Raw genomic sequence first — 24,526 nt, 5'->3', positions numbered from 1 at the left:
CGAAGCGCTTGAATCAACTGCAGTGCTTGCAAGAGCAACCTTGTGCTGCGAATGGGCTGCAAGGCAGCCCCTGTATTTCAGCGGTTGGGCACATGCCCGAACAGACCCTGTGCTACCCGTACCCGCTGCTCGGCGTCTTCGGTCACGCCATCCTTGGCCAGTGCTTCGATGTGCGCCTCGATGGCATGGGTGCGCTGAGTCAGGCCGCAATCGTTGGCAATCTGGATGTTCAGCCCCGGGCGGGCGTTGAGCTCCAGAATCAGCGGGCCCTTGTCCTGGTCAAGCACCATGTCCACGCCGATATAGCCCAGGCCGCACAGTTCATAGCAGCCAGCGGCCAGCTTCATGAAACCGTCCCAGTTCGGCAGTTGCACGCCGTCCACCGCGTTGGTGGTGTCCGGGTGCTTGCTGATGATGTTGTTCAGCCAGGTGCCGCGCAGGGTCACGCCGGTGGCCAGGTCGACACCCACACCGATGGCGCCCTGGTGCAGGTTGGCCTTGCCGCCGGACTGGCGGGTCGGCAGGCGCAGCATGGCCATCACCGGGTAGCCCATCAGCACGATGATGCGGATGTCCGGTACGCCTTCGTAACTGATGCTCTTGAATATCTGGTCCGGGGTCACGCGGTACTCGATCAGCGCGCGGTCGCGGTGCCCGCCGAGGGAGTACAGCCCAGTGAGGATGCTGGAAATCTGGTGCTCGATTTCCTCATGGCTGATGATCTTGCCCGACACTGTGCGGTAGCGGTCCTCGAAGCGGTCGGCGATTACCAGGATGCCGTCACCGCCGGCGCCTTGCGCCGGCTTGATGACGAAATCGCTGCGACCGCCGATGATCTGGTCGAGCTTCTCGATCTCTTTTTCGGTCTCGATGATGCCGTACATTTCCGGCACATGGATGCCGGCCGCCAGTGCGCGCTCCTTGGTGATGATCTTGTCGTCGACGATCGGGTACAGGTTGCGCTTGTTGTACTTCAGCACATAGTCCGCGTTACGCCGGTTGATCCCCATGATGCCCCGGGCCTCCAGGGCTTTCCACGTCTTGATGAGGCCAAACATCAGGTGTCTGCCTTGTTCAGGAAGGCTTTGAAACGCACGAGCTCGGTCAGGCGGTAGCCGCGATAACGGCCCATCGCCAGCATGAAGCCCACCAGGATCAGCAGCACCGCCGGGAAGGTGAACACGAAGTACACCAGCTCCGGCACCATCATCAGCAGGTGTGCCAGGGAGGCGGCGAACAGGGTGCCGATGGCCACTTTCATGGCATGGCCGCCACCACGCTCCTCCCAGGTGATCGACAGGCGTTCGATGGTCATGGTCAGGATCACCATCGGGAACAGTGCTACCGAAAGCCCACGTTCAAGGCCCAGCTTGTGGCTGAACAGGCTGATGGCGGCAATCAGCACCACGACGAAGGTCAAGACCACCGACAGGCGTGGCAGCATCTGCAGCTTGAGGTGTTCCAGATACGAGCGCAGCGACAGGCCCAGGGCAGTGATCACCGTGAACAGCATGATACCGAAGCCCAGCTGGGTTTCGCGGAACGCCAGGGCGATCAGCACCGGGGTGAATGTGCCCAGGGTCTGGATGCCGATCAGGTTGCGCAGCACCAGGATCACCAACACGCCGATCGGGATCATGACCATGATCATGAAGGTTTGCTGGGTTTGCAGCGGCAGGCCGTACAGCGAGTATTCGAGGAAGTCGGCGTCGGTGTTCTCGTCGGTCAGCTTGGCCAGGCGGATGGCGTTCATCTCGCTGTTGTTCATGCTGAAGGTGACGGTGGCCTTCTTGCCGCCATCGACGGTGATCAGGTTGTCGTCACCGGTCCACCACAGCAGGCGGTCGCTCGGCAGGCCTTGCTCACCGGTGTCCGGGTTGAAGTACAGCCAGTCGTCGCCGTTGAAGCTGCGCAGCCACAGCTCCGGGGTTTGCGGGGTGTCGGCCAGCAGGCGGATGGTGTGCACCTTTTCCATCGGCACGTGGGCGATCGACAGCAGCAGGTCGATGACCTGGGCCTTCTTCATCGCCGAAGTGTCGCCGGCCAGCAGCAGCTTGACGTTGTCGTCGTTGAGGTTGTTGACCCGCTTGATGGTCTCGCTGACAAAGGTCTCGACGTCGGCCGAGTGCTGACGTATAGGCGCCATCAGCGCTTCAGCGGCGATCTTCTCGGGGCCTTCGACGGCCAGGCTGTCACGGAAGGTCGGGCCTTTGATCTTGGTCTTCTCGTTGCTGTAGCGCTTGGTCAGTACCAGGCGGTAGTAGAGGGTCTGGTTGCCACTGGCGCGACGTGCCGACCAGGTAACCTTGCGGTTGCCGTCGGCACGGTTGATGCTGACCCCGTAGTTGTTGGAGATGAAGCTCTCGTTGAGGCTGACGTAGTCGCGGTTCAGCGGTGGCACGAACATCTGCACCTTGACCGGGTCCTTGCTGCTGGCCACGAACTCGACCTTGGCGTCGATGTTCCACAGGTCGTCGGTTTCATCCTCGGTCACCGGGATGCCGAGCACGAAGATCTGATAAGCCGTGACCGCCACGCCCAATAGCACCAGCACGGTGATCAGGACTTTCAGATGGAGGGTAAGAGAGCGCATCGGGATTACTCTGCTTTGGGAGCGTCGGTGGCACAGGCAGGTTTGCCGGCCGCATATTTAAGGCTTGGGTCAACCAGTGCGTCGAAGTGCTTGAGCGCCTCGGAACCGATCAGCAGCGGGAACTGGAACGCGCTGCGGTCGGTGAGGTTGACTTCGATGGTGCGCCTGGTCTGGCCCATGCAGATTTCGAGTTCGATGACCGGGCGGGCCGTATAGGCCTTGCCCGATTCGGCATCATAGTCGCCGGCCCGGCGCTTGATCTTGCTGACGCGTGCCAGTGGGCGTTCGATCGGGTGCGAATGGGCCGCATCGATGGCGAGGTAGAAGCGTACCCAGCTTTCGCCATTGCGCTTGAACCGCTTGATGTCGCGGGCGCTGAGTGAGGCGGTCTTGGCACCGGTGTCGAGCTTGGCGGCCACTTCCAGGTCCAAGTCGCCCAGATGTGCGTATTCGTTGAGACCATACACGGTCTTGCCCGCAGCCTGGCCAAGGGCCGGCAGCAGGGTGAGGCATAGCAGCAATAAAACGGGTGTAAGTCTCATATTCCTGGCGCGGTGCATTGCAAGGTTCTAGGCAAGGTTCAGGTCAAGGTGACTGGCAATTACTGCGCAAGCTTCCTCGTTTATCTGTCAACAGGCACGAATGCATGACAGACAGGCTATCCATACCCCATCGGAGGCGCGGCATTCTATCACGCCGACGTCTTGACGCCAGCGGTGCGCGATCTGACAGCATTGAAGTGGTGATAGTTCGCGATTAGACGATTGTCGACAATGTTCATTTTGTCTTTGACTTGCAGGTCTTGTTTCGCTAGTTTCTGACCAAGAGTTTTAAAAGGTGTCGACAATATGCAGGACCTTTCCACCCCCGGCCCGGTGCTGACAGACGAAACGGAAACCCTCTCCGAAAACGTCTTCCGACGCATCCAGGCGGCCATTGTCAAGGGTGATATCGCCCCCGGCAGCAAGATTTCCGAGCCGGAGTTGGCGCGCACCTATGGCATCAGCCGCGGGCCGCTACGCGAGGCTATCCACCGCCTTGAAGGCCAGCGCCTGCTGGTGCGCGTGCCGCATGTGGGCGCGCGGGTGGTATCGCTCAACCACGCCGAGCTGATCGAGCTCTACGAAATCCGCGAGTCGCTGGAAGGCATGGCCTGCCGCCTGGCCGCCGAACGCATGAGCCAGGCCGACATCGACGAACTGCGCCGGGTGCTCGACACCCATTGAGCGCGATGCCGCGTTCCAGGCCGGTCTGGGCTACTACCAGCAGGAAGGCGACTACGACTTCCATTACCGGATTATTCAGGGTAGCGGCAACCAGACCCTGGTCAAGATGCTCTGCGGCGAGCTGTACCAGCTGGTGCGCATGTACCGTATCCAGTTCTCTGCCACGCCTAACCGGCCACGCCAGGCCTTTGCCGAGCATCATCGCATTCTTGATGCCATCGCCGACCGTGACGGCGAACTGGCCGAACTCCTGATGCGCCGCCACATCGGCGCGTCCAAGCGCAATATCGAGCGTCACTACCTGGACGCCCACAACAACAGCACACGAGGTGAGAAATGACAGTCAAGAGCACCCCCGGTCAGCGTTTCCGTGACGCCGTTGCCGCTGAGCATCCGCTGCAGGTGGTTGGCGCCATCAACGCCAACCATGCCCTGCTGGCCAAGCGCGCCGGCTTCAAGGCCATCTACCTGTCAGGTGGCGGCGTGGCCGCCGGCTCCCTGGGCCTGCCAGACCTGGGCATCACTGGCCTGGACGACGTGCTCACCGACGTGCGTCGCATCACCGACGTGTGCGACCTGCCGCTGCTGGTGGATGTCGACACCGGCTTCGGCGCTTCGGCCTTCAACGTTGCCCGTACCGTGCGCTCGATGAGCAAGTTCGGCGCTGCCGCCATCCATATCGAGGACCAGGTTGGCGCCAAGCGTTGCGGCCACCGTCCCAACAAGGAAATTGTCAGCCAGCAGGAAATGGTCGACCGTATCAAAGCTGCCGTCGACGCCCGCAGCGATGACAGCTTCGTGATCATGGCGCGTACCGATGCGCTGGCCGTCGAAGGCCTGAACGCCGCCCTGGACCGTGCCGAGGCGTGTGTCGAAGCGGGCGCCGACATGATCTTCCCGGAAGCCATCACCGAACTGCAGATGTACAAGACTTTCGCTGATCGGGTGAAGGCACCGATCCTGGCCAACATCACCGAGTTCGGTGCCACGCCGCTGTACACAACCGAAGAGCTGGCCTCGGTCGACGTGTCGTTGGTGCTGTACCCGCTGTCGGCGTTCCGCGCCATGAACAAAGCAGCCGAGAACGTGTATACCGCGCTGCGCCGTGACGGCACGCAAAAGAACGTGATCGACACCATGCAGACTCGCATGGAGCTTTACGATGCCATTGGTTATCACGCCTTCGAGCAGAGCCTCGATGCACTGTTTGCCCAGAAGAAGGGCTAAGCGCTAGCGCCCGAATTAGCCAGAAAGCATCCATAACAAATTCAAGAAAGGAGAAACACCATGGCCGAAGCAAAAGTACTCAGTGGCGCAGGCCTGCGTGGCCAGGTGGCCGGCCAGACTGCACTGTCGACCGTGGGCCAGGCCGGTGCCGGGCTGACCTACCGTGGTTATGATGTGCGTGACCTGGCCGCCGGTGCCGAGTTCGAAGAAGTCGCCTACCTGCTGCTGTACGGCGAGCTGCCAACCCAGGCCGAACTGGCCGACTACAAGCGCAAGCTCAAGGGCCTGCGTGACCTGCCGCAAGCCTTGAAGGAAGTGCTTGAGCGCATCCCGCGCGATGCCCACCCGATGGACGTCATGCGCACCGGTTGCTCGGTACTGGGCACCCTCGAACCAGAACTGACCTTTGAAGCCCAGCGCGACAAGACCGACCGCCTGCTGGCGCTGTTCCCGGCCGTGATGTGCTACTGGTACCGCTTCACCCACCATGGCGTACGCATCGACTGCACCACTGATGAAGACACCTTGGGTGGCCACTTCCTGCACCTGCTGCACGGCAAGAAGCCGAGCGAGCTGCACGTCAAGGTCATGAACGTGTCGCTGATTCTCTACGCTGAACACGAATTCAACGCCTCGACCTTCACTGCCCGCGTCTGCGCCTCGACCCTGTCTGACTTGTACTCCTGCGTTACCGCAGCCATCGGCTCGCTGCGTGGCCCGCTGCACGGCGGTGCCAACGAGGCTGCGATGGAGCTGATCGAACGCTTCCAGAGCCCGCAGGAAGCCACCGCCGAGCTGCTGCGCATGCTCGAGCGCAAAGACAAGATCATGGGCTTTGGCCATGCCATCTACAAAGAGTCCGACCCGCGCAACGAGGTGATCAAGGGCTGGTCGAAGCAGCTGGCTGATGAAGTGGGTGACAAGGTGCTGTACCCGGTTTCCGAAGCCATCGACAAGACCATGTGGGAGCAGAAGCGCCTGTTCCCCAACGCCGACTTCTACCATGCCTCGGCGTACCACTTCATGGGCATTCCGACCAAGCTGTTCACCCCGATCTTCGTCTGCTCGCGGCTGACCGGCTGGGCGGCGCACGTCTTCGAGCAGCGCGCCAACAACCGCATCATCCGCCCGAGCGCCGAGTATGTCGGCGTCGAACAGCGCCAGTTCGTGCCGATCGAGCAGCGCTGAATAGCTATAGAGAGGCAACCCGTTTCCCTTGAGGGAGCGGGCGTGCCCGCGAATGCACCCGGCCTTGCAACCACTGTGCACCTGCTGACGCATTCGCGGGCACGCCCGCTCCCACAGGTACGGTGAAACCTTCCGAATCCTGTGACCGAGCCTGATTCCATGATGAACACTGCATACCGCAAGCACCTGCCAGGCACCGACCTGGACTACTTCGATGCCCGCGCGGCGGTCGAGGCGATCAAGCCCGGCGCCTACGATGGCTTGCCATACACGTCCCGCGTGCTCGCCGAGAACCTGGTGCGCCGCTGCGACCCTGCTACGCTCGACGCCTCGCTGAGCCAGCTGATCGAACGCAAGCGCGACCTCGACTTCCCGTGGTTCCCGGCCCGCGTGGTGTGCCATGACATCCTTGGCCAGACTGCGCTGGTCGACCTTGCCGGCCTGCGTGACGCCATTGCCGACAAAGGCGGCGACCCGGCCCAGGTCAATCCGGTGGTGCCGGTGCAATTGATCGTCGACCACTCGCTGGCCGTCGAGTGCGGTGGTTTCGACCCGCAGGCCTTCGAAAAGAACCGCGCCATCGAAGACCGCCGCAACGAAGACCGCTTCCACTTCATCAACTGGACCAAGAAGGCGTTCAAGAACGTCGACGTGATCCAGCCGGGCAACGGCATCATGCACCAGATCAACCTGGAGAAGATGTCACCGGTGGTCCACAGCGACCGCGGTGTCGCCTACCCGGACACCTGCGTCGGCACCGACAGCCACACGCCGCATGTCGATGCACTGGGTGTGATCGCCATCGGCGTAGGCGGCCTGGAAGCCGAAAACGTGATGCTCGGCCGCGCCTCCTGGATGCGCCTGCCGGAAATCGTCGGCGTCGAGCTGACTGGCAAGCTGGCCCCGAACATCACCGCCACTGACCTGGTACTGGCCTTGACCGAATTCCTGCGCAAGCAGAAGGTGGTCGGCGCTTACCTGGAGTTCCATGGTGAGGGTGCCCGTGCCCTGACCTTGGGCGACCGCGCCACCATTTCCAACATGGCCCCGGAATACGGCGCCACGGCGGCGATGTTCGCCATCGACCAGCAGACCATCGACTACCTGCGCCTGACCGGCCGTGAAGAGCAGCAGGTCAAACTTGTGGAAACCTACGCCAAGGCCACCGGCCTGTGGGCTGACAGCCTGGGCGGCGCGGTCTACGAGCGTACCCTGAGCTTCGACCTGTCGAGCGTGGTACGCAATATGGCCGGCCCGTCCAACCCGCATGCCCGCGTCGCCACCAGCGACCTGGCGGCCAAAGGCATCGCCGGCAGCTGGGAAGAAGTGCCGGGGCAGATGCCGGACGGCGCGGTGATCATCGCTGCCATCACCAGTTGCACCAACACCAGCAACCCGCGCAACGTGATTGCCGCAGGCCTGATTGCGCGCAATGCCAACAAGCTGGGCCTGACCCGCAAGCCGTGGGTCAAGTCGTCGCTGGCACCCGGCTCCAAGGCCGTGCAGCTGTACCTGGAGGAAGCAGGGCTGGAGAAGGAGCTGGAGCAACTTGGCTTTGGCATCGTCGCCTTTGCCTGCACCACCTGCAACGGTATGTCCGGCGCCCTGGACCCGGTGATCCAGCAAGAAATCATCGACCGCGACCTGTACGCCACTGCCGTGTTGTCGGGTAACCGCAACTTCGACGGGCGTATCCACCCGTACGCCAAGCAGGCCTTCCTGGCTTCGCCACCGCTGGTGGTCGCCTACGCCATAGCCGGTACCATCCGCTTCGACATCGAGAAGGATGTACTGGGGGTGGTCGACGGCAAGGAAATCCGCCTCAAGGACATCTGGCCCAGCGACGAAGAAATCGATGCGGTGGTGCGTGCAGCGGTCAAGCCGGAGCAGTTCCGCAAGGTCTACATCCCGATGTTCGCCATCGAGGAAGACCGCGGGCCGAAAGTTGCGCCGCTGTATGATTGGCGCCCGATGAGCACCTACATCCGCCGCCCTCCCTACTGGGAAGGTGCCCTGGCCGGCGAGCGCACGTTGCGTGGCATGCGCCCGCTGGCGGTGCTGCCGGACAACATCACCACCGACCACCTGTCGCCGTCCAACGCCATCATGCTCGACAGCGCCGCCGGTGAATACCTGGCGAAAATGGGCCTGCCGGAAGAAGACTTCAACTCTTACGCTACCCACCGTGGCGACCACCTGACCGCCCAGCGCGCCACCTTCGCCAACCCCAAGCTGTTCAACGAAATGGTGCGCAACGACGATGGCAGCGTGAAGCAGGGCTCGCTGGCGCGTATCGAGCCGGAAGGCAAGGTTACCCGCATGTGGGAGGCGATCGAAACCTACATGCAGCGCAAGCAGCCGCTGATCATTGTCGCCGGTGCCGACTACGGCCAGGGTTCGTCCCGTGACTGGGCGGCCAAGGGCGTGCGCCTGGCGGGTGTCGAGGCGATCGTGGCCGAAGGCTTCGAGCGTATTCACCGCACCAACCTGGTAGGCATGGGCGTGCTGCCGCTGGAGTTCAAGCCGGGCACCGACCGCAAGACCCTGGGCCTGGATGGCAGCGAAACCTATGACGTGCTGGGTGCGCGTACGCCACGGGCGACCCTGACCCTGGTGGTTACCCGTGCCAATGGCGAGCGCCTGGAAGTACCGGTGACCTGCCGCCTGGACACCGCCGAAGAAGTGTCGATCTACGAAGCGGGCGGGGTGCTGCAGCGCTTTGCCCAGGACTTCCTCGAAGCGACCGCCTGAGCATGAATCGGGGGCCGCTTTGCGGCCCTTTCGCGACACAAGGCCGCTCCCACAAAGGGCGGCGCAGTACCTGTGGGAGCGGCCTTGTGTCGCGAAAGGGCTGCAAGGCAGCCCCAGGGTATTTCACCGGACTATCAGGATGCCCAAAAAAATGGCACATGTACCGCAGATCAAAATCCCCGCCACGTACATCCGCGGCGGCACCAGCAAAGGCGTGTTCTTCCGCCTGCAAGACCTGCCCGAGCAGGCGCAAATTCCAGGCCCCGCTCGCGACGCACTGCTGCTGCGGGTAATCGGCAGCCCCGACCCTTACGGCAAGCAGATCGATGGCATGGGCGGCGCCACGTCGAGCACCAGCAAGACCGTGATCCTGTCGCAAAGCATCAAGCCCGAACACGATGTCGACTACCTGTTTGGCCAGGTCAGCATCGACAAGGCCTTCGTCGACTGGAGTGGCAACTGCGGCAACCTGTCCGCTGCGGTCGGTTCGTTTGCCATCAGCAGTGGCCTGGTCGACCCGGCGCGTATTCCGCGCAACGGTATCGCCACCGTGCGTATCTGGCAGGCGAATATCGGCAAGACCATCATCGCCCACGTCCCGATCACTGAAGGTGAAGTGCAGGAAACCGGCGACTTCGAGCTGGACGGGGTCACCTTCCCGGCGGCCGAGGTGCAGCTGGAGTTTCTTGACCCTGCAGCCGATGAAGACGGCGGTGGCGGTGCCATGTTCCCCACCGGCAATCTGGTCGATGACCTGGAAGTGCCGGGGGTCGGTACGTTCAAGGCGACCTTGATCAATGCCGGTATCCCGACCATTTTTGTCAATGCTGCCGATATCGGCTACACCGGTACCGAACTGCAGGACGCCATCAACGGCGATCCGCAGGCGCTGCTGCGCTTCGAGACCATTCGCGCCTATGGCGCCGTGCGCATGGGGCTTATCGACAACGTCGACCAGGCTGCCGGGCGTCAGCACACGCCGAAAGTGGCGTTCGTCGCGCCGCCGAGCACCTACACTGCCTCCAGTGGCAAGGCGGTGCAGGCCGGTGAGATCGACCTGCTGGTGCGGGCCTTGTCGATGGGCAAGCTGCACCATGCCATGATGGGTACGGCTGCGGTGGCAATTGGCACTGCGGCGGCCATTCCGGGCACGCTGGTCAACCTCGCCGCTGGCGGGGGCGAGCGCAGCGCTGTGCGTTTCGGTCATCCTTCGGGCACCCTGCGGGTCGGGGCCGAAGCACGCCAGGTGAATGGTGAGTGGACGGTAACCAAGGCAATCATGAGCCGTAGTGCTCGCGTGCTGATGGAGGGCTGGGTTCGCGTGCCTGGCGACAGCTTCTAACGCACCACTGGCGCTCGGCTTTAGTTCGTTGGGGCCGCCAAGCGGCCCTTTGCGGGCTTGCCCGCTGCCACAGGGTAACCACAGGCTCTGAATGCTGTGGTCAACCTGTAGGAGCGGGCAAGCCCGCGAAGGGCTGCACAGCAGCCCCGGCAATTCTGAAGGGAGCTGGATATGAGCGCCAACGTAGACCTCAACGACCGCCCGGATTACGACCGGGTGCTACAAACCCTGGCCGATTACGCCCTCGGCTACCGGGTCGAATCCCTCGAGGCCCTGGACACCGCGCGCAACTGCCTGATGGACACCCTCGGTTGCGGCCTTCTCGCCTTGCGCTTCCCTGAGTGCACCAAGCTCCTTGGCCCTCAGGTGGAAGGCACGCTGGTCCCGAATGGTGCTCGCGTCCCCGGTACCTCCTATCGCCTCGACCCGGTCAAGGCCGCCTGGGACATTGGCTGCACGGTGCGCTGGCTGGACTACAACGACACCTGGCTGGCCGCCGAATGGGCTCATCCCTCGGACAACCTTGGCGGCATCCTGGCAGTGGCTGACCACCTGTCACAGAAACGTGTTGCCGCGGGTGAAAAGCCACTGCTGATGCGTGATGTGCTGGAGGCCATGGTCATGGCGCATGAGATCCAGGGCGTGCTGGCGCTGGAAAACGCCTTCAACCGCGTCGGCCTCGATCACGTGATTCTGGTGAAGGTCGCCTCGACCGCCGTGTGCGCCAGGCTGATGGGGGCCAATCGTGAGCAGATGCTCTCGGCCTTGTCCCACGCCTTCGTCGACGGCCAGGCCCTTCGTACCTATCGCCATGCGCCCAACGCCGGTTCGCGCAAGTCCTGGGCTGCGGGTGACGCCTCCAGCCGAGGTGTGCGCCTGGCCGACATCGCCTTGCGCGGGGAGATGGGCGTGCCGGGCGTGCTCACGGCGTCGCAATGGGGGTTCTACGATGTTTCGTTCAGCCACACCAACAAAGACCTGGCGCTCAAGCCCGCCGGGCAGTACGAGCTGCGCCTGCCCCAGGCGTTGGGCAGCTATGTGATGGAAAATGTGCTGTTCAAGGTCAGTTTCCCTGCCGAGTTCCACGCCCAGACCGCCTGTGAGGCAGCAGTGATTCTGCATCCACTTGTGCGTAACCGCCTGCATGAAGTCGACCGCATCGTCATCACCACCCAGGAGTCGGCGATCCGCATCATCTCCAAGAGCGGCCCACTGGCCAATGCCGCCGACCGTGACCACTGTCTGCAGTACATGGTGGCCGTGCCGCTGATCTTTGGTCATCTGGTGGCCGAGCATTATGAGGACGCCTTCCATGCCAATCACCCCAGTATCGACCGCCTGCGCGAGAAGATGGAGGTGGTGGAAGACCCGCGCTTCAGTCGCGAGTACCTGGAGCCGGACAAGCGTTCGATCGCCAACGCGCTGCAGGTGTTTTTCAAGGATGGCAGCAGCACCGAGCAAGTGGTGGTGGAGTACCCGATCGGGCATCGTCGGCGGCGCGGGGAGGGGATACCGTTGCTGGAGGCCAAGTTCAGGGCCAACCTGGCGACCCGCTTTGCCCGGCAGCGGTGTCAGCAGGTTTTCGAACTGTGCAAGGACCAGCAGAAGCTGGAAGGCACGGCTGTGCACAGGTTCGTGGACTTGTTTGTGATATGAGGTGGCCTGTGCCGGCCGCTTCGCGGCTAAAGCCGCTCCTACAAGGGCATGCGCAGGTCTCGAACACCGTGGGGGCCCTGTAAGAGCGGCTTTAGCCGCGAAGCGGCCGGCACAGGCCAAAACAACAAAGCCCCGGCATCGCTGCCGGGGCTTTGTTTACAGCGTGTAACTCAGCTTACGCCTGAACCACCGGGATCTTGGCGTTGGCTGCCGCTTCGCGGAACTCGGCGATCTGGTCGAAGCTCAGGTAGCGGTAAACGTCGGCAGCCATGCTGTCGATGTCTTTCGCGTACTGCATGTACTCTTCGACGGTCGGCAGTTTGCCGATGATCGAAGCGACAGCGGCCAGCTCGGCCGATGCCAGGTACACGTTGGTCGCGTCGCCCAGACGGTTCGGGAAGTTACGGGTCGAGGTGGAGACCACGGTCGAACCGGTCTGCACACGTGCCTGGTTGCCCATGCACAGCGAGCAGCCTGGCATTTCCATGCGTGCACCGGCCTTGCCGTAGATGCCGTAGTAGCCTTCTTCGGTCAGCTGGTGGGCGTCCATCTTGGTTGGCGGAGCCAGCCACAGACGGGTCGGAATGCCACCCTTGACCTTCTCCAGCAGCTTGCCGGCAGCGCGGAAGTGACCGATGTTGGTCATGCACGAACCGATGAACACTTCGTCGATCTTCTCGCCTTGTACCGAGGACAGCAGGCGGGCATCGTCCGGGTCGTTCGGCGCGCAGAGCACAGGCTCTTTGACGTCGGCCAGGTCGATTTCGATGATTTCGGCGTATTCGGCATCGGCGTCGGCCGACAGCAGCTCAGGCTTGGCCAGCCAGGCTTCCATGGCCTGGGCACGGCGCTCCAGGGTGCGGGCATCGCCGTAGCCTTCGCCGATCATCCAGCGCAGCAGGGTGATGTTGGACTGCAGGTACTCGGCGATGGCCTTTTCCGGCAGCTTGATGGTGCAACCGGCAGCGGAACGCTCGGCCGAGGCGTCGGACAGCTCAAAGGCTTGCTCGACGGTCAGTTCGTCCAGGCCTTCGATTTCCAGGATGCGGCCGGAGAAGGCGTTTTTCTTGCCTTTCTTCTCGACGGTCAGCAGGCCCTTCTGGATGGCGTAGTAAGGGATGGCATGAACCAGGTCACGCAGGGTGATGCCTGGCTGCAGTTTGCCCTTGAAGCGCACCAGGATCGATTCTGGCATGTCCAGTGGCATGACGCCGGTGGCGGCAGCGAAGGCCACCAGGCCGGAACCGGCCGGGAACGAGATGCCGATCGGGAAGCGGGTGTGCGAGTCGCCACCGGTACCTACGGTGTCAGGCATCAGCATGCGGTTCAGCCAGCTGTGGATGATGCCGTCGCCCGGGCGCAGCGACACGCCGCCACGGGTGCGGATGAAGTCTGGCAGGGTGTGGTGGGTGGTGACGTCGATCGGCTTCGGATAGGCCGCGGTGTGGCAGAACGACTGCATGACCAGGTCAGCAGAGAAGCCCAGGCATGCCAGGTCTTTCAGCTCGTCGCGCGTCATCGGGCCCGTGGTGTCCTGGGAGCCGACGGTGGTCATTTTTGGCTCGCAGTAGGCGCCTGGGCGCACGCCCTGGCCTTCTGGCAGGCCACAGGCACGGCCGACCATTTTCTGCGCCAGGGTGAAGCCCTTGCCGGAATCGGCAGGCTGCTCTGGTTTCTTGAACAGGTCGGAAGCACCCAGGCCCAGCTCGGCGCGGGCTTTTTCGGTCAGGCCACGGCCGACGATCAGCGGGATACGGCCGCCAGCGCGGACTTCATCCAGCAGCACTTCGGTTTTCAGCTCGAAGTTGGTGACCAGCTCGTCGCTGTCGTGACGGCGTACTTCACCTTTGTATGGGTAAACGTCGATGACGTCGCCCATGCCCAGGTTGGTGCAGTCGAATTCGATCGGCAGGGCGCCGGCGTCTTCCATGGTGTTGTAGAAGATCGGGGCGATCTTGGTGCCGAAGCAGAAGCCACCGGCGCGCTTGTTCGGCACGTAAGGGATGTCGTCGCCGAAGAACCACAGTACCGAGTTGGTAGCGGATTTACGCGAGGAACCGGTACCGACCACGTCGCCGACATAGGCAACCGGGAAGCCCTTGGCCTTGACGGCTTCGATCTGGGCCAGCGGGCCGACCGAACCAGGCTGCTGCGGCTCGATGCCGTCGCGGGCCATTTTCAGCATGGCCAGGGCGTGCAGCGGAATGTCAGGGCGCGACCAGGCGTCCGGGGCAGGCGACAGGTCGTCGGTGTTGGTTTCGCCAGGCACCTTGAACACGGTCAGGGTGTACTTGTCGGCGATGGCCGGGCGCGAGGTGAACCACTCGCCGGCAGCCCAGGATTCCAGGACGGCCTTGGCGTGCGTGTTGCCGGCCTTGGCTTTTTCGGCCACGTCGTGGAAGGCATCGAACATCAGCAGGGTGTGCTTGAGCTGTTCGGCCGCGACGGCGCCCAGTTCGGCGTCATCCAGCAGTGCGACCAGCGTTTCGATGTTGTAGCCGCCCTGCATGGTGCCCAGCAGTTCGGTGGCGTGCTTGCGGTCGATCAGTGGCGACTTGGTTTCGCCCTTGGCGACGGCGGAGAGGAAAGCGGCCTTGACGTAGGCAGCTTCGTCGACCCCTGGCGGTACGCGGTTGGTGATCAGGTCTACGAGGAAGGCTTCTTCGCCGGCCGGCGGGTTTTTCAGCAGCTCGACCAGGCCTGCAGTTTGTTCGGCGTTCAGCGGCTGGGGAACGATACCCAGGGCGGCGCGCTCTTCGATGTGTTTGCGGTAGGCTTCAAGCACAGTTATTTCCCTCATCAGTGGTCCCTAAAGGGGGTCCGGGACGCTTATCCAGCATTCAATGCACCCATGCGCTGCCGCGGCTTTGTGGGCCGCCCAACCAGGGTCGCAAGGAATCCTTACAGAAGCTGCTTTCAAAGTTTTACGCCTGCAGAACGGGGACTGATGAGGGCTGGCGCGGGCATGCGAGGGATGCATGGCCCGGGCCAACGCCGTTCTACCGGATCAACTGTGCTCGTGACGCTTTGAAAACAGCTTCCAACGGACATTGTTGCCTTTGAAAAGGCCGGATGATTCTACGGTAAAAAAAGCCTGAAGGTAAGGCGGTGTTCATGACTTTAACGAGTGACCCTGGTTAGACAAAGGGCTAACATGGGCCTGTGTTCCATCGCCAAGCTGTTGTTTTTCATGTCCAACAAGTCCATCAAAACCCCTTGCGTCGGCCTGTGCTCCACGGTGTATGGAGACACGGTGTGCCGTGGCTGCAAGCGTTTTCACCACGAAGTGATCAACTGGAACGGCTACGACGACACGCAGAAGCGCGCCGTGTGGTTGCGCCTTGAGCAGCTGCTGGTGCAGGTGATGATGGCCAAGCTTGAGGTGTTCGACAAAGGCCTGCTGCGCCAGCAACTGGAGCAGCGCTCCATCCGCTTTGTCGAGCAGCAGTCGGCGTATTGCTGGGCTTACCAGCTGATTGCCCGCGGGGCGCGGATGATCCGTGACCTGGAGGCCTATGGCATGGTGTTGCTGCCGGAGTTCCGTGACTGGGAACTGCCCCAATTGCGCGATGCGATCGATCGCGAGTTCTTCCTGCTTTCAGAGGCGCACTACCAGCGCTACATCGCCCCCAGCTTCCTGCGCGATGCCATGGGCAGCGCGCAGGGCCAGTGAGCCGGGCGAATCAGTCGCCGGTGTATTCGCAACCGCTGGTGCAGGTTTCGTGGATGCGAACCTTGGACAGCTCCGGCATCAGCGGCTTGACCTGGTCCCAGATCCACTTGGCGATCACTTCGCTGGTGGGGTTTTCCAGGCCGGGGATGTCGTTCAGGTAGTTGTGGTCCAGCTGATCATAGATCGGCTTGAAGATCGCCTTGACCTCGGCGAAGTCGCGGATCCAGCCCGTGTGCGGGTCGAGCGGGCCGGTCAGGTGCAGGCCGACCTTGAACGAGTGGCCATGCAAACGGCCGCATTTGTGCCCTTCAGGGACGTGGGGCAGGCGGTGGGCCGATTCGAATGTGAATTCCTTGAAAATTTCCACGCTGTCATAACTCTGTGTGAATCAATAATGCGCGCAGTCTACCAGCATGGCCGCTACAAGGCTTGCAGGCGTTCATGCAGCCGCCCGGTGGCGGTCAGTTCCAGCAGTTCATCACCCAGGCGCTGGCTTTCGGCAATGGCCTTGTACCAATAGCGCTTGCGCCCTGGCGCATCGCCCATGAAGCGCTTGAAGTCGTTGCGGTCGGGCAGTTTGCCGTAGGGCAGGGCGGCCAGGTATTGCGGCGAAGGCGTCATCAGCAGCACGTTTTGCAGGCGGGTGGCATCGCCCTTGCGCCAGGGCAGGGCCTTGTCGAACCAGCCGGGTACCACCTTGTCGGTGAAGTGCGGGTACAGCACCAGGTCGTCGCCGCGGTAGGGCAGGTCGAGGTGATAGTCGAGCAGGCCGCCGTCGCGGTATGTGCCGGCGCCGGCACCGGGGATGTCTTTCACGCCCTGCATGACCATCGGTATCGACCCGGAAGCGAGCAGGGCATGGCGCAGGTTGGTCAAGTCCAGCGGCAGGTAGCGTGAGGGGAAGTCGGTCAGCGTGTCGAGCGGCGGCGCGGCGCGCCCATCGTGCAGAATGATGCGCTCGAAGTGGCGGGCCAGGCGCGAACGGCCCAGAAGGTTACTGGCAACCACCGAGCCCAGGCCCAGCCCCAGTCGGCCACGATGGTCGTGAGCGAGCTGGCCATGGCTTTTTACCACCAGAATGTTCAGGTGGTAGTGCGGATTCGCCAGCAACTGGCCGTCGCGGCCCTCCAGCAGGTCATCGAGCATGCGTTGGCAGCTGCGGCTGATTTCGGCCGGGGTGACGCCCTTGGCGAAATCCTGCTCGGTGTACAGCTCGCCCAGGCGACGGATGCCGGCGACCGGGTCGTCGAGGCAGGCGCTGGCAAAACGCCAGGCACCGATCGAAGCACCGATCAGGGCACGCTGACGGGGCGCCGTGGGTAGCCACTCGCCGAACAGCGCCAGGTCAAGGCCCTGGATGCCCAGCGGCTTCGGCCCACCCGCCGCGCCCGGCAATACCCCGACATCGGCCGCCTGCAGGCCGCGCTCGCGGATGTGTCGCAAGGCACGCTGGCCGGCCTTGAAGGTGAGGGCGGGGTATTTGATGTGGATGGCGCTCATGGCAGGTCTCTTGGGCATAGGAGCAGCCTTGTGCTGCGAAGGGGCCGTTACAGATAACACACCTGTAGGTGCCTGTATTGGCCCTTTCGCAGCGCAAGGCCGCCCCTTGCACGGGGCCGAGTCGGGTTGGCGGCGTAACTGCGCTATCATGCCGCCAGCTGTTTTCAGGTTGAATTAAGGACCGCTGGTTAATCTTAACCCCGTAGACAACTTGCACAGTTCTCAGGAGAGAAGAACGATGAAAACCATGACTGCCCTGATCACCGCCGCTGCCCTCGCCCTGGGTGCCAACGCCGCCTTCGCCAAGGACGTTCAGCCTGACGAAGTGGTCAAACTGGTCAACGCCAAGACCATCAAGTCGCTGGACGAGCTCAAGGCTGCTGCCGTGGCCAAGCACCCAGGCGCCACCGTCACTGACTCGGAACTTGAAGACGAGTACGGCCGCTACATCTACAAGGTCGAGCTGCGTGATACGCAGAACGTCGAATGGGACGTCGACATGGATGCCAAGACCGGTGAGGTACTCAAGGACGCACGAGACAACTGATGATCCATGTATCCCGGACGGCACGTTACCTGGCGCTCTCGCTGCTTGCCGTCTGCTCCTTGGCTGTTGCCCGCGACCTGGACCAGGATGAAGCCCTGAAGCTCCGTCAGAAGGGCATCATCCTGCCGCTCGAGCAACTGCTCGAGACCGCCCTGGGGCGTCACCCCGGGGCGCGTCTGCTGGAAGCCGAGCTGGAAGAAGACGATGATCGCTACGAATATGAAGTCGAGTTGCTGACGACTGAAGGTGTGGTGCGCGAGATCAAGCTCGATGCCAGCACCGGCGCCCTGCTCAAAGACGAGGAAGATGACTGAATGCGCCTGTTGCTTGTCGAGGACAACGTACCGTTGGCCGATGAACTGACCGCCGGCCTGCAGCGCCAGGGCTATGCCGTGGACTGGCTGGCTGATGGCCGTGACGCGGTTTACCAGGGGCAAAGCGAGCCTTACGACCTGATCATCCTGGACCTCGGCCTGCCTGGCTTGCCCGGCCTGGACGTGCTGGCCCAGTGGCGCGCCGCCGGCCTGGCCACACCGGTATTGATCCTCACCGCCCGCGGCTCGTGGGCCGAGCGCATCGAAGGGCTGAAGGCCGGGGCTGACGATTACCTGAGCAAGCCCTTTCACCCCGAAGAGCTGCAACTGCGCATCCAGGCGTTGTTGCGCCGCGCCCGTGGCCTGGCCAATCAGCCGAAGCTGGAAGCGGCCGGTCTGCACCTTGACGAAAGCCGTCAGTGCGTGAGCCGCGAGGGTGTGGACGTGCAACTGACTGCCGCCGAGTTCCGCCTGCTGCGCTACTTCATGCTGCACCCGCAGCAGATCCTGTCCAAAAGCCACCTGGCCGAGCACCTCTACGACGGTGAAACCGAGCGCGACTCGAACGTGCTGGAGGTCCACGTCAACCATTTGCGCCGCAAGCTGGGCCGCAGTGTGATCGAAACCCGTCGCGGGCAAGGCTACATCTATGCCGGGAGCGGCGAGTGAAGTCGATCCAGGCGCGCCTGAGCCTGGGCCTGGTGGCGGTATTGGTGGTGGTCGGCGTGGTGCTGGCGCAACTGACCTTGTGGCTGTTCGAGGCCGGCCTGCAACGTTATCTGGAAAACGGCCTGCGCAACGAAAGCGAGAACCTTCTGGTGGCATTGGTGCGCGGGCCTTCCGGCCTGCAGCTGGATGAGCGGCGCATCTCGGCTGCCTATCAGCGGCCGTTTTCCGGTTACTACTTCCGCATCGACTTCGACCAGGGTACCTGGAGGTCTCGTTCGCTGTGGGACCTGGACATGCCCAAGCCCGCAGCGCCCGGGCTTTCCGATAGCCATGAACTCGGCCCGGAAGGCCAGCAACTGCTGGCCCTGCGTGCCGACTACCGGCGCCTGGGCCAGGACATTTCGATCAGTGTGGCTCAGGACTATTCGCCGGTGCGCGAAGGTTTTCGGCGCTTGCAGCAGATCGGCCTGGGCATGGGCCTGGTGGCGCTGATCCTGATTCTGGTGCTGCAGCGCATCACGGTTACCCGCTCGCTGCGGCCGCTGGAGCGGGCACGCCAGCAGATCGCCCAGCTGCAGCAGGGGCAGCGCTCGCAGCTGGATGCCGAGGTGCCCAGCGAGTTGGTACCGCTGGTGGGGCAGATCAACCATTTGCTTAGCCATACCGAAGACAGCCTGCGCCGTTCACGCAATGCCCTCGGTAACCTCGGCCATGCGCTGAAGACGCCGCTGGCGGTGCTGCTGAGCCTGGCCTCCAGTGAACGCTTGCAGGGTCTGCCGGAGGTACGGGCGCAAATGCGTGAGCAGTTGCAGCAGATTCAGGAACGCCTGGCGCGCGAGCTGAACCGTGCGCGCCTGGCAGGGGATGCGCTGCCTGGCGCGCAGTTCGATTGTGATGCCGAACTGCCGGGGTTGCTCGGCACCTTGGGCATGATTCATGGCGAGGGCCTGCTGCTGGCAAGTGATGTGTCGCCCGGGGTGTTGTTGCCCTGGGACCGCGAGGACGTTCTGGAACTGTTGGGTAATCTGCTGGACAACGCCTGCAAGTGGGCAGACAGCGAAGTGCGCCTGGGTATCGCGCCGAACGCCGAGGGCTACCGGCTGTGGGTTGATGACGACGGCCCGGGTATTGCGCAAGACCAGCGGCAGCAGGTGCTGGAGCGTGGTTCGCGGCTGGACGAACAGGTGGCTGGGCATGGGCTGGGGTTGGGCATCGTGCGCGATATCGTTGATGCCTGGGGCGGGCGCCTGGCCTTGCTGGAGAGCCCGCTGGGCGGCCTGCGGGTGAGCATCGACCTGCCGCGCAAGGCTCGTTAATGCCGGGGCCGCTGTGCGGCCCATCGCGACACAAGGCCGCTCCCACAGGTGTACGCAACCCCCTGTGGGGCCTTGTGTCGCGAAAGGGCGCGCAGTGCCCCTTTGGCCCTATCAGTACTGCAAAAAAATTGCAGTACAGCCGCAGTTTTTTGAATTAGCCCAAATTCCCCCCACCCGGCAAAATCCCCCCACGAAACCCTGCGGTTTCCATCTCTCCACGGACGGAGCCCCTTGTGGTATTGCATGCGCAATACGAGGCCCAGGCCAACTCGGCTGGGCTTTCTTTTTGAACAGAAAAATCAAAGATCCCGATTGCCCAAATGTCTGCCTCGCGTTCCGAAAGTCGTCTGCAGCGGCTGTTGCCGGCCCCTCTCAACATCCCCCCAAAAGAATGGTTGCGTGCCGGTATCGGTGCGCTGCTTGGGCTTTTCCTCGCGGGCTGGCTGACCAGCATGGTCTATGGCCCCAGCATCGCCCTGCACTTGCTCGGCCCGCTGGCAGCCTCGGCGGTACTGGTGTTTGCGGTGCATTCCGGCCCCTTGGCCCAACCTTGGCCGGTGTTGGGCAGCTACGCCCTGGCGGGTGCAGTGGGGCTGGCCATGCGTGAAGGCTTCGGCGCCGAGCTGTGGGTGGCCGCTGCGGCGCTCGGCATCTCGATCCTGGTCATGTGCCTGTTGCGCTGCCTGCACCCGCCGGGTGGCGGTGTGGCAGTGAGCGCGGTGCTGGCCGACCCGGGGTTGACCGCCATGGGCGATCACCTGCTGGAGCCGGTGCTGCTCAATGCGCTGATCCTGGTGACAGTGGCAATCGCCTACAACCGTTTGACGGGTGTGCGCTACCCGAAAGGCACGGTGCCACGCAAAGACCTGCACCACACCCATGACCCGCTGCCCGGCGAGCGGGTCGGCATCCGCAGTGAAGACCTGGACCAGGCCCTGGAAGAGCTGGGCGAGTTCGTCGATGTCACCCGTGACGAGCTGGAGCGCATCATCCTCGCCACCGAGCAGCACGCCCTGCAGCGCAGCCTTGGCGGTATCACCGCGGCCTCGGTGATGTCCCGCGATGTGCAGTTCGTCACGCCTGATACCACGCTGGAGCAGGCCTGGAAAATGCTCGCCAGCCATCACCTGAAAACCCTGCCAGTCCTGCAGCACGGCAAGCTTGTAGGCATCGTCAGCCTCAGCGACCTGGTTGGCCCGGCGATGCAGCGTGGGCGTTTCAGCTGGCGCGGTCTGTTCGGCCGCCAGGCGGTGCGCATGGCGCAAGTGATGAGCAGGCGGGTTGTCAGTGTCAGCAGCCAGCACCCGTTGGAACGCCTGCTGCCCTTGTTGTGCGAACAAGGCCTGCACTGCTTGCCGGTGCTTGATGCCGACAAGCTGGTGGGGGTAATCACCCAGACCGACCTGATCGCCGGCCTCAAGCGTCAGTTGCTCAGCAAGACTGAAGCTTCAGATAACCGGGTCCCAGCGTTGTGACCAGTCGCTGGCGCCGGCAGCTACCAGCCGGCGCAGGATCGCGAAGGCCTGTTGCAGGGCTTCGCTGTCACGTTTACGCGGGTACACCAGAAAGGTCGGGTAGGTGAACTCCGGTGCCTGCGGTACCCGCTCGAACACGCCGCTGTCCAGATAGGCCTGCACCACCCGCGTACGGAAGTAGCCACTGCCACCTTGGTCGAGTATGAACTGCAGGGCCAACGGGCCAAGGTTGAAGCTAAGCGCCGGGCGCGCGCAGTCGGGCAGGGCCGCATCATGCTGGCGGCGGAAGGCCTCGCCCCAGTCGATGTAGATGTACGGCTCGGGCCGCTCGACCCGGCGCACGCGAATCAGCTTCTCTTCCATCAACTGCTCCACCTGCAGGCCTGGACCGTAGGTCGGCTGGTAGACCAGCGCGGCGTCCAGCAAGCCCATCTCGACCCTGCGCAGCAGCGACTCTCCATCGCTCACCTCGCTGCGGATGGCATGGCTGGGCAATTCACGGTGCAGGGCACTTACCCAGTCGAGCATCATCGGGTTGCCCAGGCTCACCTCACCGCCCACATGCAGCACCTGCTGGCAACCTTCAGGCAACGGCAGGTCGCGGCGCGCGGCTTCCCAGGTTTGCACCAACTGGTTGGCATAACTGACGAACGCTTCGCCATCGCTGGTCAGGCTGGCGCCGCTGCGGCTACGCACGAACAACTGGCAACCCAGTTGCTGTTCCAGGCGCTGCACGCGCGCGGTGATCGCGGTTTGTGACACGAACAGGCGTTCGGCCGCGGCGACCAGGCTGCCGCAACGCACTATTTCCAGGAAGGTACGGGCCTGATCGATGTCCATGGGCTGCTCGGTGTTTGAAGGGGTTGCCTATTCTAGAGGCTTTGCACCGTTATGGGGCGCTATTGCGTTGTCTGCAAATTTGCAGGTCGGTTGTGACTTTAGTCCCATGGCGGCGCGGGTATAGCGGTCCATACTCAAGTTTCGCCCTTCAATAACAACAAGTACCGGGTTTCTAACGACATGAGCTACCAGCACAGCTACGCCCACTCCATTTCCGACCCTGCCGCGTTCTGGGCGGAACAGGCCGCACACCTGGCCTGGCACCGCAAGCCTGCCTTGACCCTGCAAGACAACGCCGACGGTACCCACCGCTGGTTCGCTGACGGCCGCCTCAACAGCTGTTACCTGGCCCTCGATCACCAGATCGAGCAGGGCCGGGGCGAGCAGTTGGCGCTGATCTACGATTCGCCAGTGACCGGCGTGCAGCAGACCTACACCTACAACCAGTTGCGCGACGAGGTAGCACGCCTGGCCGGTTTGCTGCGCCAGCTGGGGGTGAACAAGGGCGAAGGCGTGATCATCTACATGCCCATGGTGCCGCAAGCGGCCATGGCGATGCTGGCCTGCGCGCGGATCGGAGCGGTGCATTCGGTCGTGTTCGGTGGCTTTGCCGCCAACGAGTTGGCCCTGCGCATCGATGACGCCCGGCCCACCTTGTTGCTGACGGCATCGTGCGGGCTGGAGTTCGACCGGGTCATTGCCTACAAACCGCTGGTTGACCGTGCCCTGCAACTGGCCCGGCACCAGCCGCGCAATGTGCTGGTGCTGCAGCGGCCACAGGCGCACGCTGAACTGCTGCCAGGCCGCGACCTGGACTGGCAGGCGGCCTTGGCCGGCGCCGAGCCGGTGGCGCCCGTCGAGCTGGATGCCGGCGACCCGCTGTACATCATGTACACGTCGGGCACCACCGGTAAGCCCAAGGGTATCGTCCGGGAAAACGGCGGCAATGCCGTGGCGCTGTGTTACGCCATGCGCCATATCTATGGCATGCAGGCCGGCGATGTGTGGTGGGGCATTTCAGACGTCGGTTGGGTGGTCGGCCATTCACTGATCGTCTACGGGCCGTTGATGAGCGGCTGTACCACGGTGTTCTACGAAGGCAAGCCGATCCGCACCCCGGATGCTTCGGCCTATTGGCGGGTGGTGGAGCAGTACCAGGTCAACGCGCTGTTCTGTGCGCCTACGGCCATGCGCGCCATCCGCAAGGAAGACCCGGAGGGCGACCTGATTCGCAAGCATGACCTCAGCTCGCTGCGGCAACTGTTCCTGGCGGGTGAAAAGCTGGATTCCAGCACCCATGAATGGTTGGAGCGGGTGAGTGGCAAGCCGGTGCACGACCATTGGTGGCAGACCGAGACCGGCTGGCCGGTCACCGCACCCTGCGTCGGGCTGGAGGGCAGCGCGGCGAAGCCAGGGTCGAGCAACCGCGCGGTGCCGGGTTACAACGTTCGTGTACTGGATGACGAAGGCCACTTGCTCGGGGCCAACCATCAGGGTTCGATCGTGATTGCCCTGCCATTGCCACCCGGTTGCAGTCAGACGCTGTGGGGGGATCACGAGCGCTACCTGCAGGCCTATCTGCGCACGTATCCGGGGTACTACCACACGGGTGACGGCGGCTATCTGGACGATGATGGCTTCGTCTACATCATGGGGCGCACCGATGATGTGATCAACGTTTCCGGTCATCGGTTGTCCACCGGCGAAATGGAAGACCTGGTCGCCCGGCACCCGGCGGTAGCGGAGTGTGCTGTGATCGGCGTGCATGACGAAATCAAGGGCCAGGTACCGCTGGCGCTGGTGGTACTCAAGGATGGAGAGGGCATTGCCGAGGCGCAGTTGCTGGTGGAGCTGGTGGGCAGCGTGCGCGAGGAAATTGGCCCGCTGGCCTGTTTCAATCGGGTACGGCTGGTGAAGCGCCTGCCCAAGACCCGTTCCGGCAAGATTCTGCGGGCGGTGCTGCGCAAGATTGCCGATGGGCAGGATTATGTGCCGCCTTCGACCCTGGATGACCCTGCAGTGCTGGGAGAGATCGAAGCGGTGCTGGCGGATTTGCCCAGGGCGGGTTGATGGTTTGACCTCGATGGCCCCTTCGCGGGCGGGACGCGCATCGGTGGTTCGGCAGAGGCCGTCGTGTAGGAGCGGGTTTACCCGCGAAAGGGCCGGGCCTGCTGGCCAATCTCCACCCGCCGTTCACCGTTGCGGCCGC

At 63.2% G+C, this 24,526-nt stretch carries 19 protein-coding genes and 1 pseudogene; 13 read left to right on the top strand and 7 right to left on the bottom strand.

The window, feature by feature from the left end; genetic code table 11:
• Window positions 1–77: 77 nt before the first annotated feature.
• From ACZ889_RS22290 to rloA, 3 genes are read right to left on the bottom strand one after another with little or no spacing between them, the layout of a single operon-like run.
• The gene (locus ACZ889_RS22290; protein ID WP_476257821.1) at window positions 78–1,058 is read right to left on the bottom strand and encodes an alpha-L-glutamate ligase-like protein; all 981 of its coding nucleotides are present in this window, start codon (window positions 1,056–1,058) and stop codon (window positions 78–80) included.
• Window positions 1,058–2,593 (bottom strand): osmotic stress tolerance membrane protein RloB, encoded by a 1,536-nt coding sequence (gene rloB / locus ACZ889_RS22285; RefSeq protein ID WP_180689594.1) that lies wholly within the window; start codon window positions 2,591–2,593, stop codon window positions 1,058–1,060. The genes ACZ889_RS22290 and rloB overlap by 1 nt, the downstream gene beginning before the upstream one ends.
• Before the next feature lie 5 nt (window positions 2,594–2,598).
• Entirely contained in the window at window positions 2,599–3,135 is a 537-nt protein-coding gene (rloA, locus tag ACZ889_RS22280) for a retropepsin-like aspartic peptidase RloA (RefSeq protein ID WP_010953297.1), read from the bottom strand.
• Window positions 3,136–3,441: 306 nt separating this feature from the next.
• Between rloA and ACZ889_RS22275 the strand changes: the two are divergent.
• From ACZ889_RS22275 to prpD, 6 genes and pseudogenes are all read left to right on the top strand, one after another.
• A pseudogene (locus tag ACZ889_RS22275) lies at window positions 3,442–4,159 on the top strand (GntR family transcriptional regulator).
• Window positions 4,156–5,046 (top strand): methylisocitrate lyase, encoded by an 891-nt coding sequence (gene prpB, locus ACZ889_RS22270; RefSeq protein WP_012053054.1) that lies wholly within the window; start codon window positions 4,156–4,158, stop codon window positions 5,044–5,046. The pseudogene ACZ889_RS22275 and the gene prpB overlap by 4 nt, the downstream one beginning before the upstream one ends.
• 60 nt (window positions 5,047–5,106) lie before the next feature.
• The gene (gene prpC, locus ACZ889_RS22265) at window positions 5,107–6,234 is read left to right on the top strand and encodes a bifunctional 2-methylcitrate synthase/citrate synthase (protein WP_003250313.1); all 1,128 of its coding nucleotides are present in this window, start codon (window positions 5,107–5,109) and stop codon (window positions 6,232–6,234) included.
• A gap of 162 nt (window positions 6,235–6,396) precedes the next feature.
• Window positions 6,397–8,985 carry a Fe/S-dependent 2-methylisocitrate dehydratase AcnD gene (gene acnD, locus ACZ889_RS22260; RefSeq protein WP_019752043.1) on the top strand — a complete coding sequence of 863 codons (2,589 nt, stop codon included), beginning with the start codon at window positions 6,397–6,399 and terminating at the stop codon, window positions 8,983–8,985.
• A 151-nt stretch (window positions 8,986–9,136) separates the two neighbouring features.
• A complete protein-coding gene (gene prpF / locus ACZ889_RS22255; protein WP_017147771.1) occupies window positions 9,137–10,327 on the top strand; it encodes a 2-methylaconitate cis-trans isomerase PrpF in 1,191 nt (396 codons plus the stop codon).
• Window positions 10,328–10,498: 171 nt separating this feature from the next.
• Window positions 10,499–11,983, top strand: a complete 1,485-nt coding sequence (prpD, locus tag ACZ889_RS22250; protein ID WP_476257820.1) for a 2-methylcitrate dehydratase — start codon at window positions 10,499–10,501, stop codon at window positions 11,981–11,983.
• 175 nt (window positions 11,984–12,158) lie between these two features.
• Here prpD and acnB read toward each other — a convergent pair whose 3' ends face one another.
• Window positions 12,159–14,768 (bottom strand): bifunctional aconitate hydratase 2/2-methylisocitrate dehydratase, encoded by a 2,610-nt coding sequence (gene acnB / locus ACZ889_RS22245; RefSeq protein WP_047604058.1) that lies wholly within the window; start codon window positions 14,766–14,768, stop codon window positions 12,159–12,161.
• A 405-nt stretch (window positions 14,769–15,173) separates the two neighbouring features.
• Here acnB and ACZ889_RS22240 point away from each other — a divergent pair, with 405 nt between their 5' ends.
• Window positions 15,174–15,656, top strand: a complete 483-nt coding sequence (locus ACZ889_RS22240; protein ID WP_162490568.1) for a DUF1289 domain-containing protein — start codon at window positions 15,174–15,176, stop codon at window positions 15,654–15,656.
• Window positions 15,657–15,666: 10 nt separating this feature from the next.
• On the opposite strand, the gene queD is transcribed toward ACZ889_RS22240, so the two are convergent.
• Entirely contained in the window at window positions 15,667–16,023 is a 357-nt protein-coding gene (gene queD, locus ACZ889_RS22235) for a 6-carboxytetrahydropterin synthase QueD (RefSeq protein ID WP_003250327.1), read from the bottom strand.
• 53 nt (window positions 16,024–16,076) lie between these two features.
• Window positions 16,077–17,156, bottom strand: coding sequence for a patatin-like phospholipase domain-containing protein (locus tag ACZ889_RS22230; RefSeq protein ID WP_180689596.1), 1,080 nt, complete (start codon window positions 17,154–17,156; stop codon window positions 16,077–16,079).
• 238 nt (window positions 17,157–17,394) lie between these two features.
• Here ACZ889_RS22230 and ACZ889_RS22225 point away from each other — a divergent pair, with 238 nt between their 5' ends.
• The 5 genes from ACZ889_RS22225 (at window position 17,395) to ACZ889_RS22205 (ending at window position 21,477) form a co-directional block, all read left to right on the top strand.
• Window positions 17,395–17,703, top strand: a complete 309-nt coding sequence (locus ACZ889_RS22225; RefSeq protein WP_003250340.1) for a PepSY domain-containing protein — start codon at window positions 17,395–17,397, stop codon at window positions 17,701–17,703.
• Window positions 17,703–18,017, top strand: a complete 315-nt coding sequence (locus ACZ889_RS22220) for a PepSY domain-containing protein (protein WP_003250344.1) — start codon at window positions 17,703–17,705, stop codon at window positions 18,015–18,017. Before ACZ889_RS22225 ends, ACZ889_RS22220 begins: the two co-directional genes overlap by 1 nt.
• Window positions 18,018–18,686, top strand: coding sequence for a response regulator transcription factor (locus tag ACZ889_RS22215; protein WP_003250345.1), 669 nt, complete (start codon window positions 18,018–18,020; stop codon window positions 18,684–18,686).
• Entirely contained in the window at window positions 18,683–20,002 is a 1,320-nt protein-coding gene (locus tag ACZ889_RS22210) for an ATP-binding protein (protein ID WP_004573882.1), read from the top strand. The genes ACZ889_RS22215 and ACZ889_RS22210 overlap by 4 nt, the downstream gene beginning before the upstream one ends.
• 320 nt (window positions 20,003–20,322) lie before the next feature.
• Window positions 20,323–21,477 (top strand): HPP family protein, encoded by a 1,155-nt coding sequence (locus ACZ889_RS22205; protein WP_047604054.1) that lies wholly within the window; start codon window positions 20,323–20,325, stop codon window positions 21,475–21,477.
• On the opposite strand, the gene ACZ889_RS22200 is transcribed toward ACZ889_RS22205, so the two are convergent.
• Window positions 21,451–22,317, bottom strand: a complete 867-nt coding sequence (locus ACZ889_RS22200) for a LysR family transcriptional regulator (RefSeq protein WP_332729423.1) — start codon at window positions 22,315–22,317, stop codon at window positions 21,451–21,453. The genes ACZ889_RS22205 and ACZ889_RS22200 overlap by 27 nt on opposite strands.
• Before the next feature lie 180 nt (window positions 22,318–22,497).
• Between ACZ889_RS22200 and ACZ889_RS22195 the strand changes: the two genes are divergently transcribed.
• Complete coding sequence (locus ACZ889_RS22195) at window positions 22,498–24,387, top strand: propionyl-CoA synthetase (RefSeq protein ID WP_476257819.1); 1,890 nt, start codon at window positions 22,498–22,500, stop codon at window positions 24,385–24,387.
• Window positions 24,388–24,526: the final 139 nt, after the last annotated feature.

Source organism: Pseudomonas sp. TE3895, from assembly GCF_056278855.1.
Note: the sequence above shows the minus strand (reverse complement) of the source record. Positions and strands in the feature narration are given on the sequence as shown.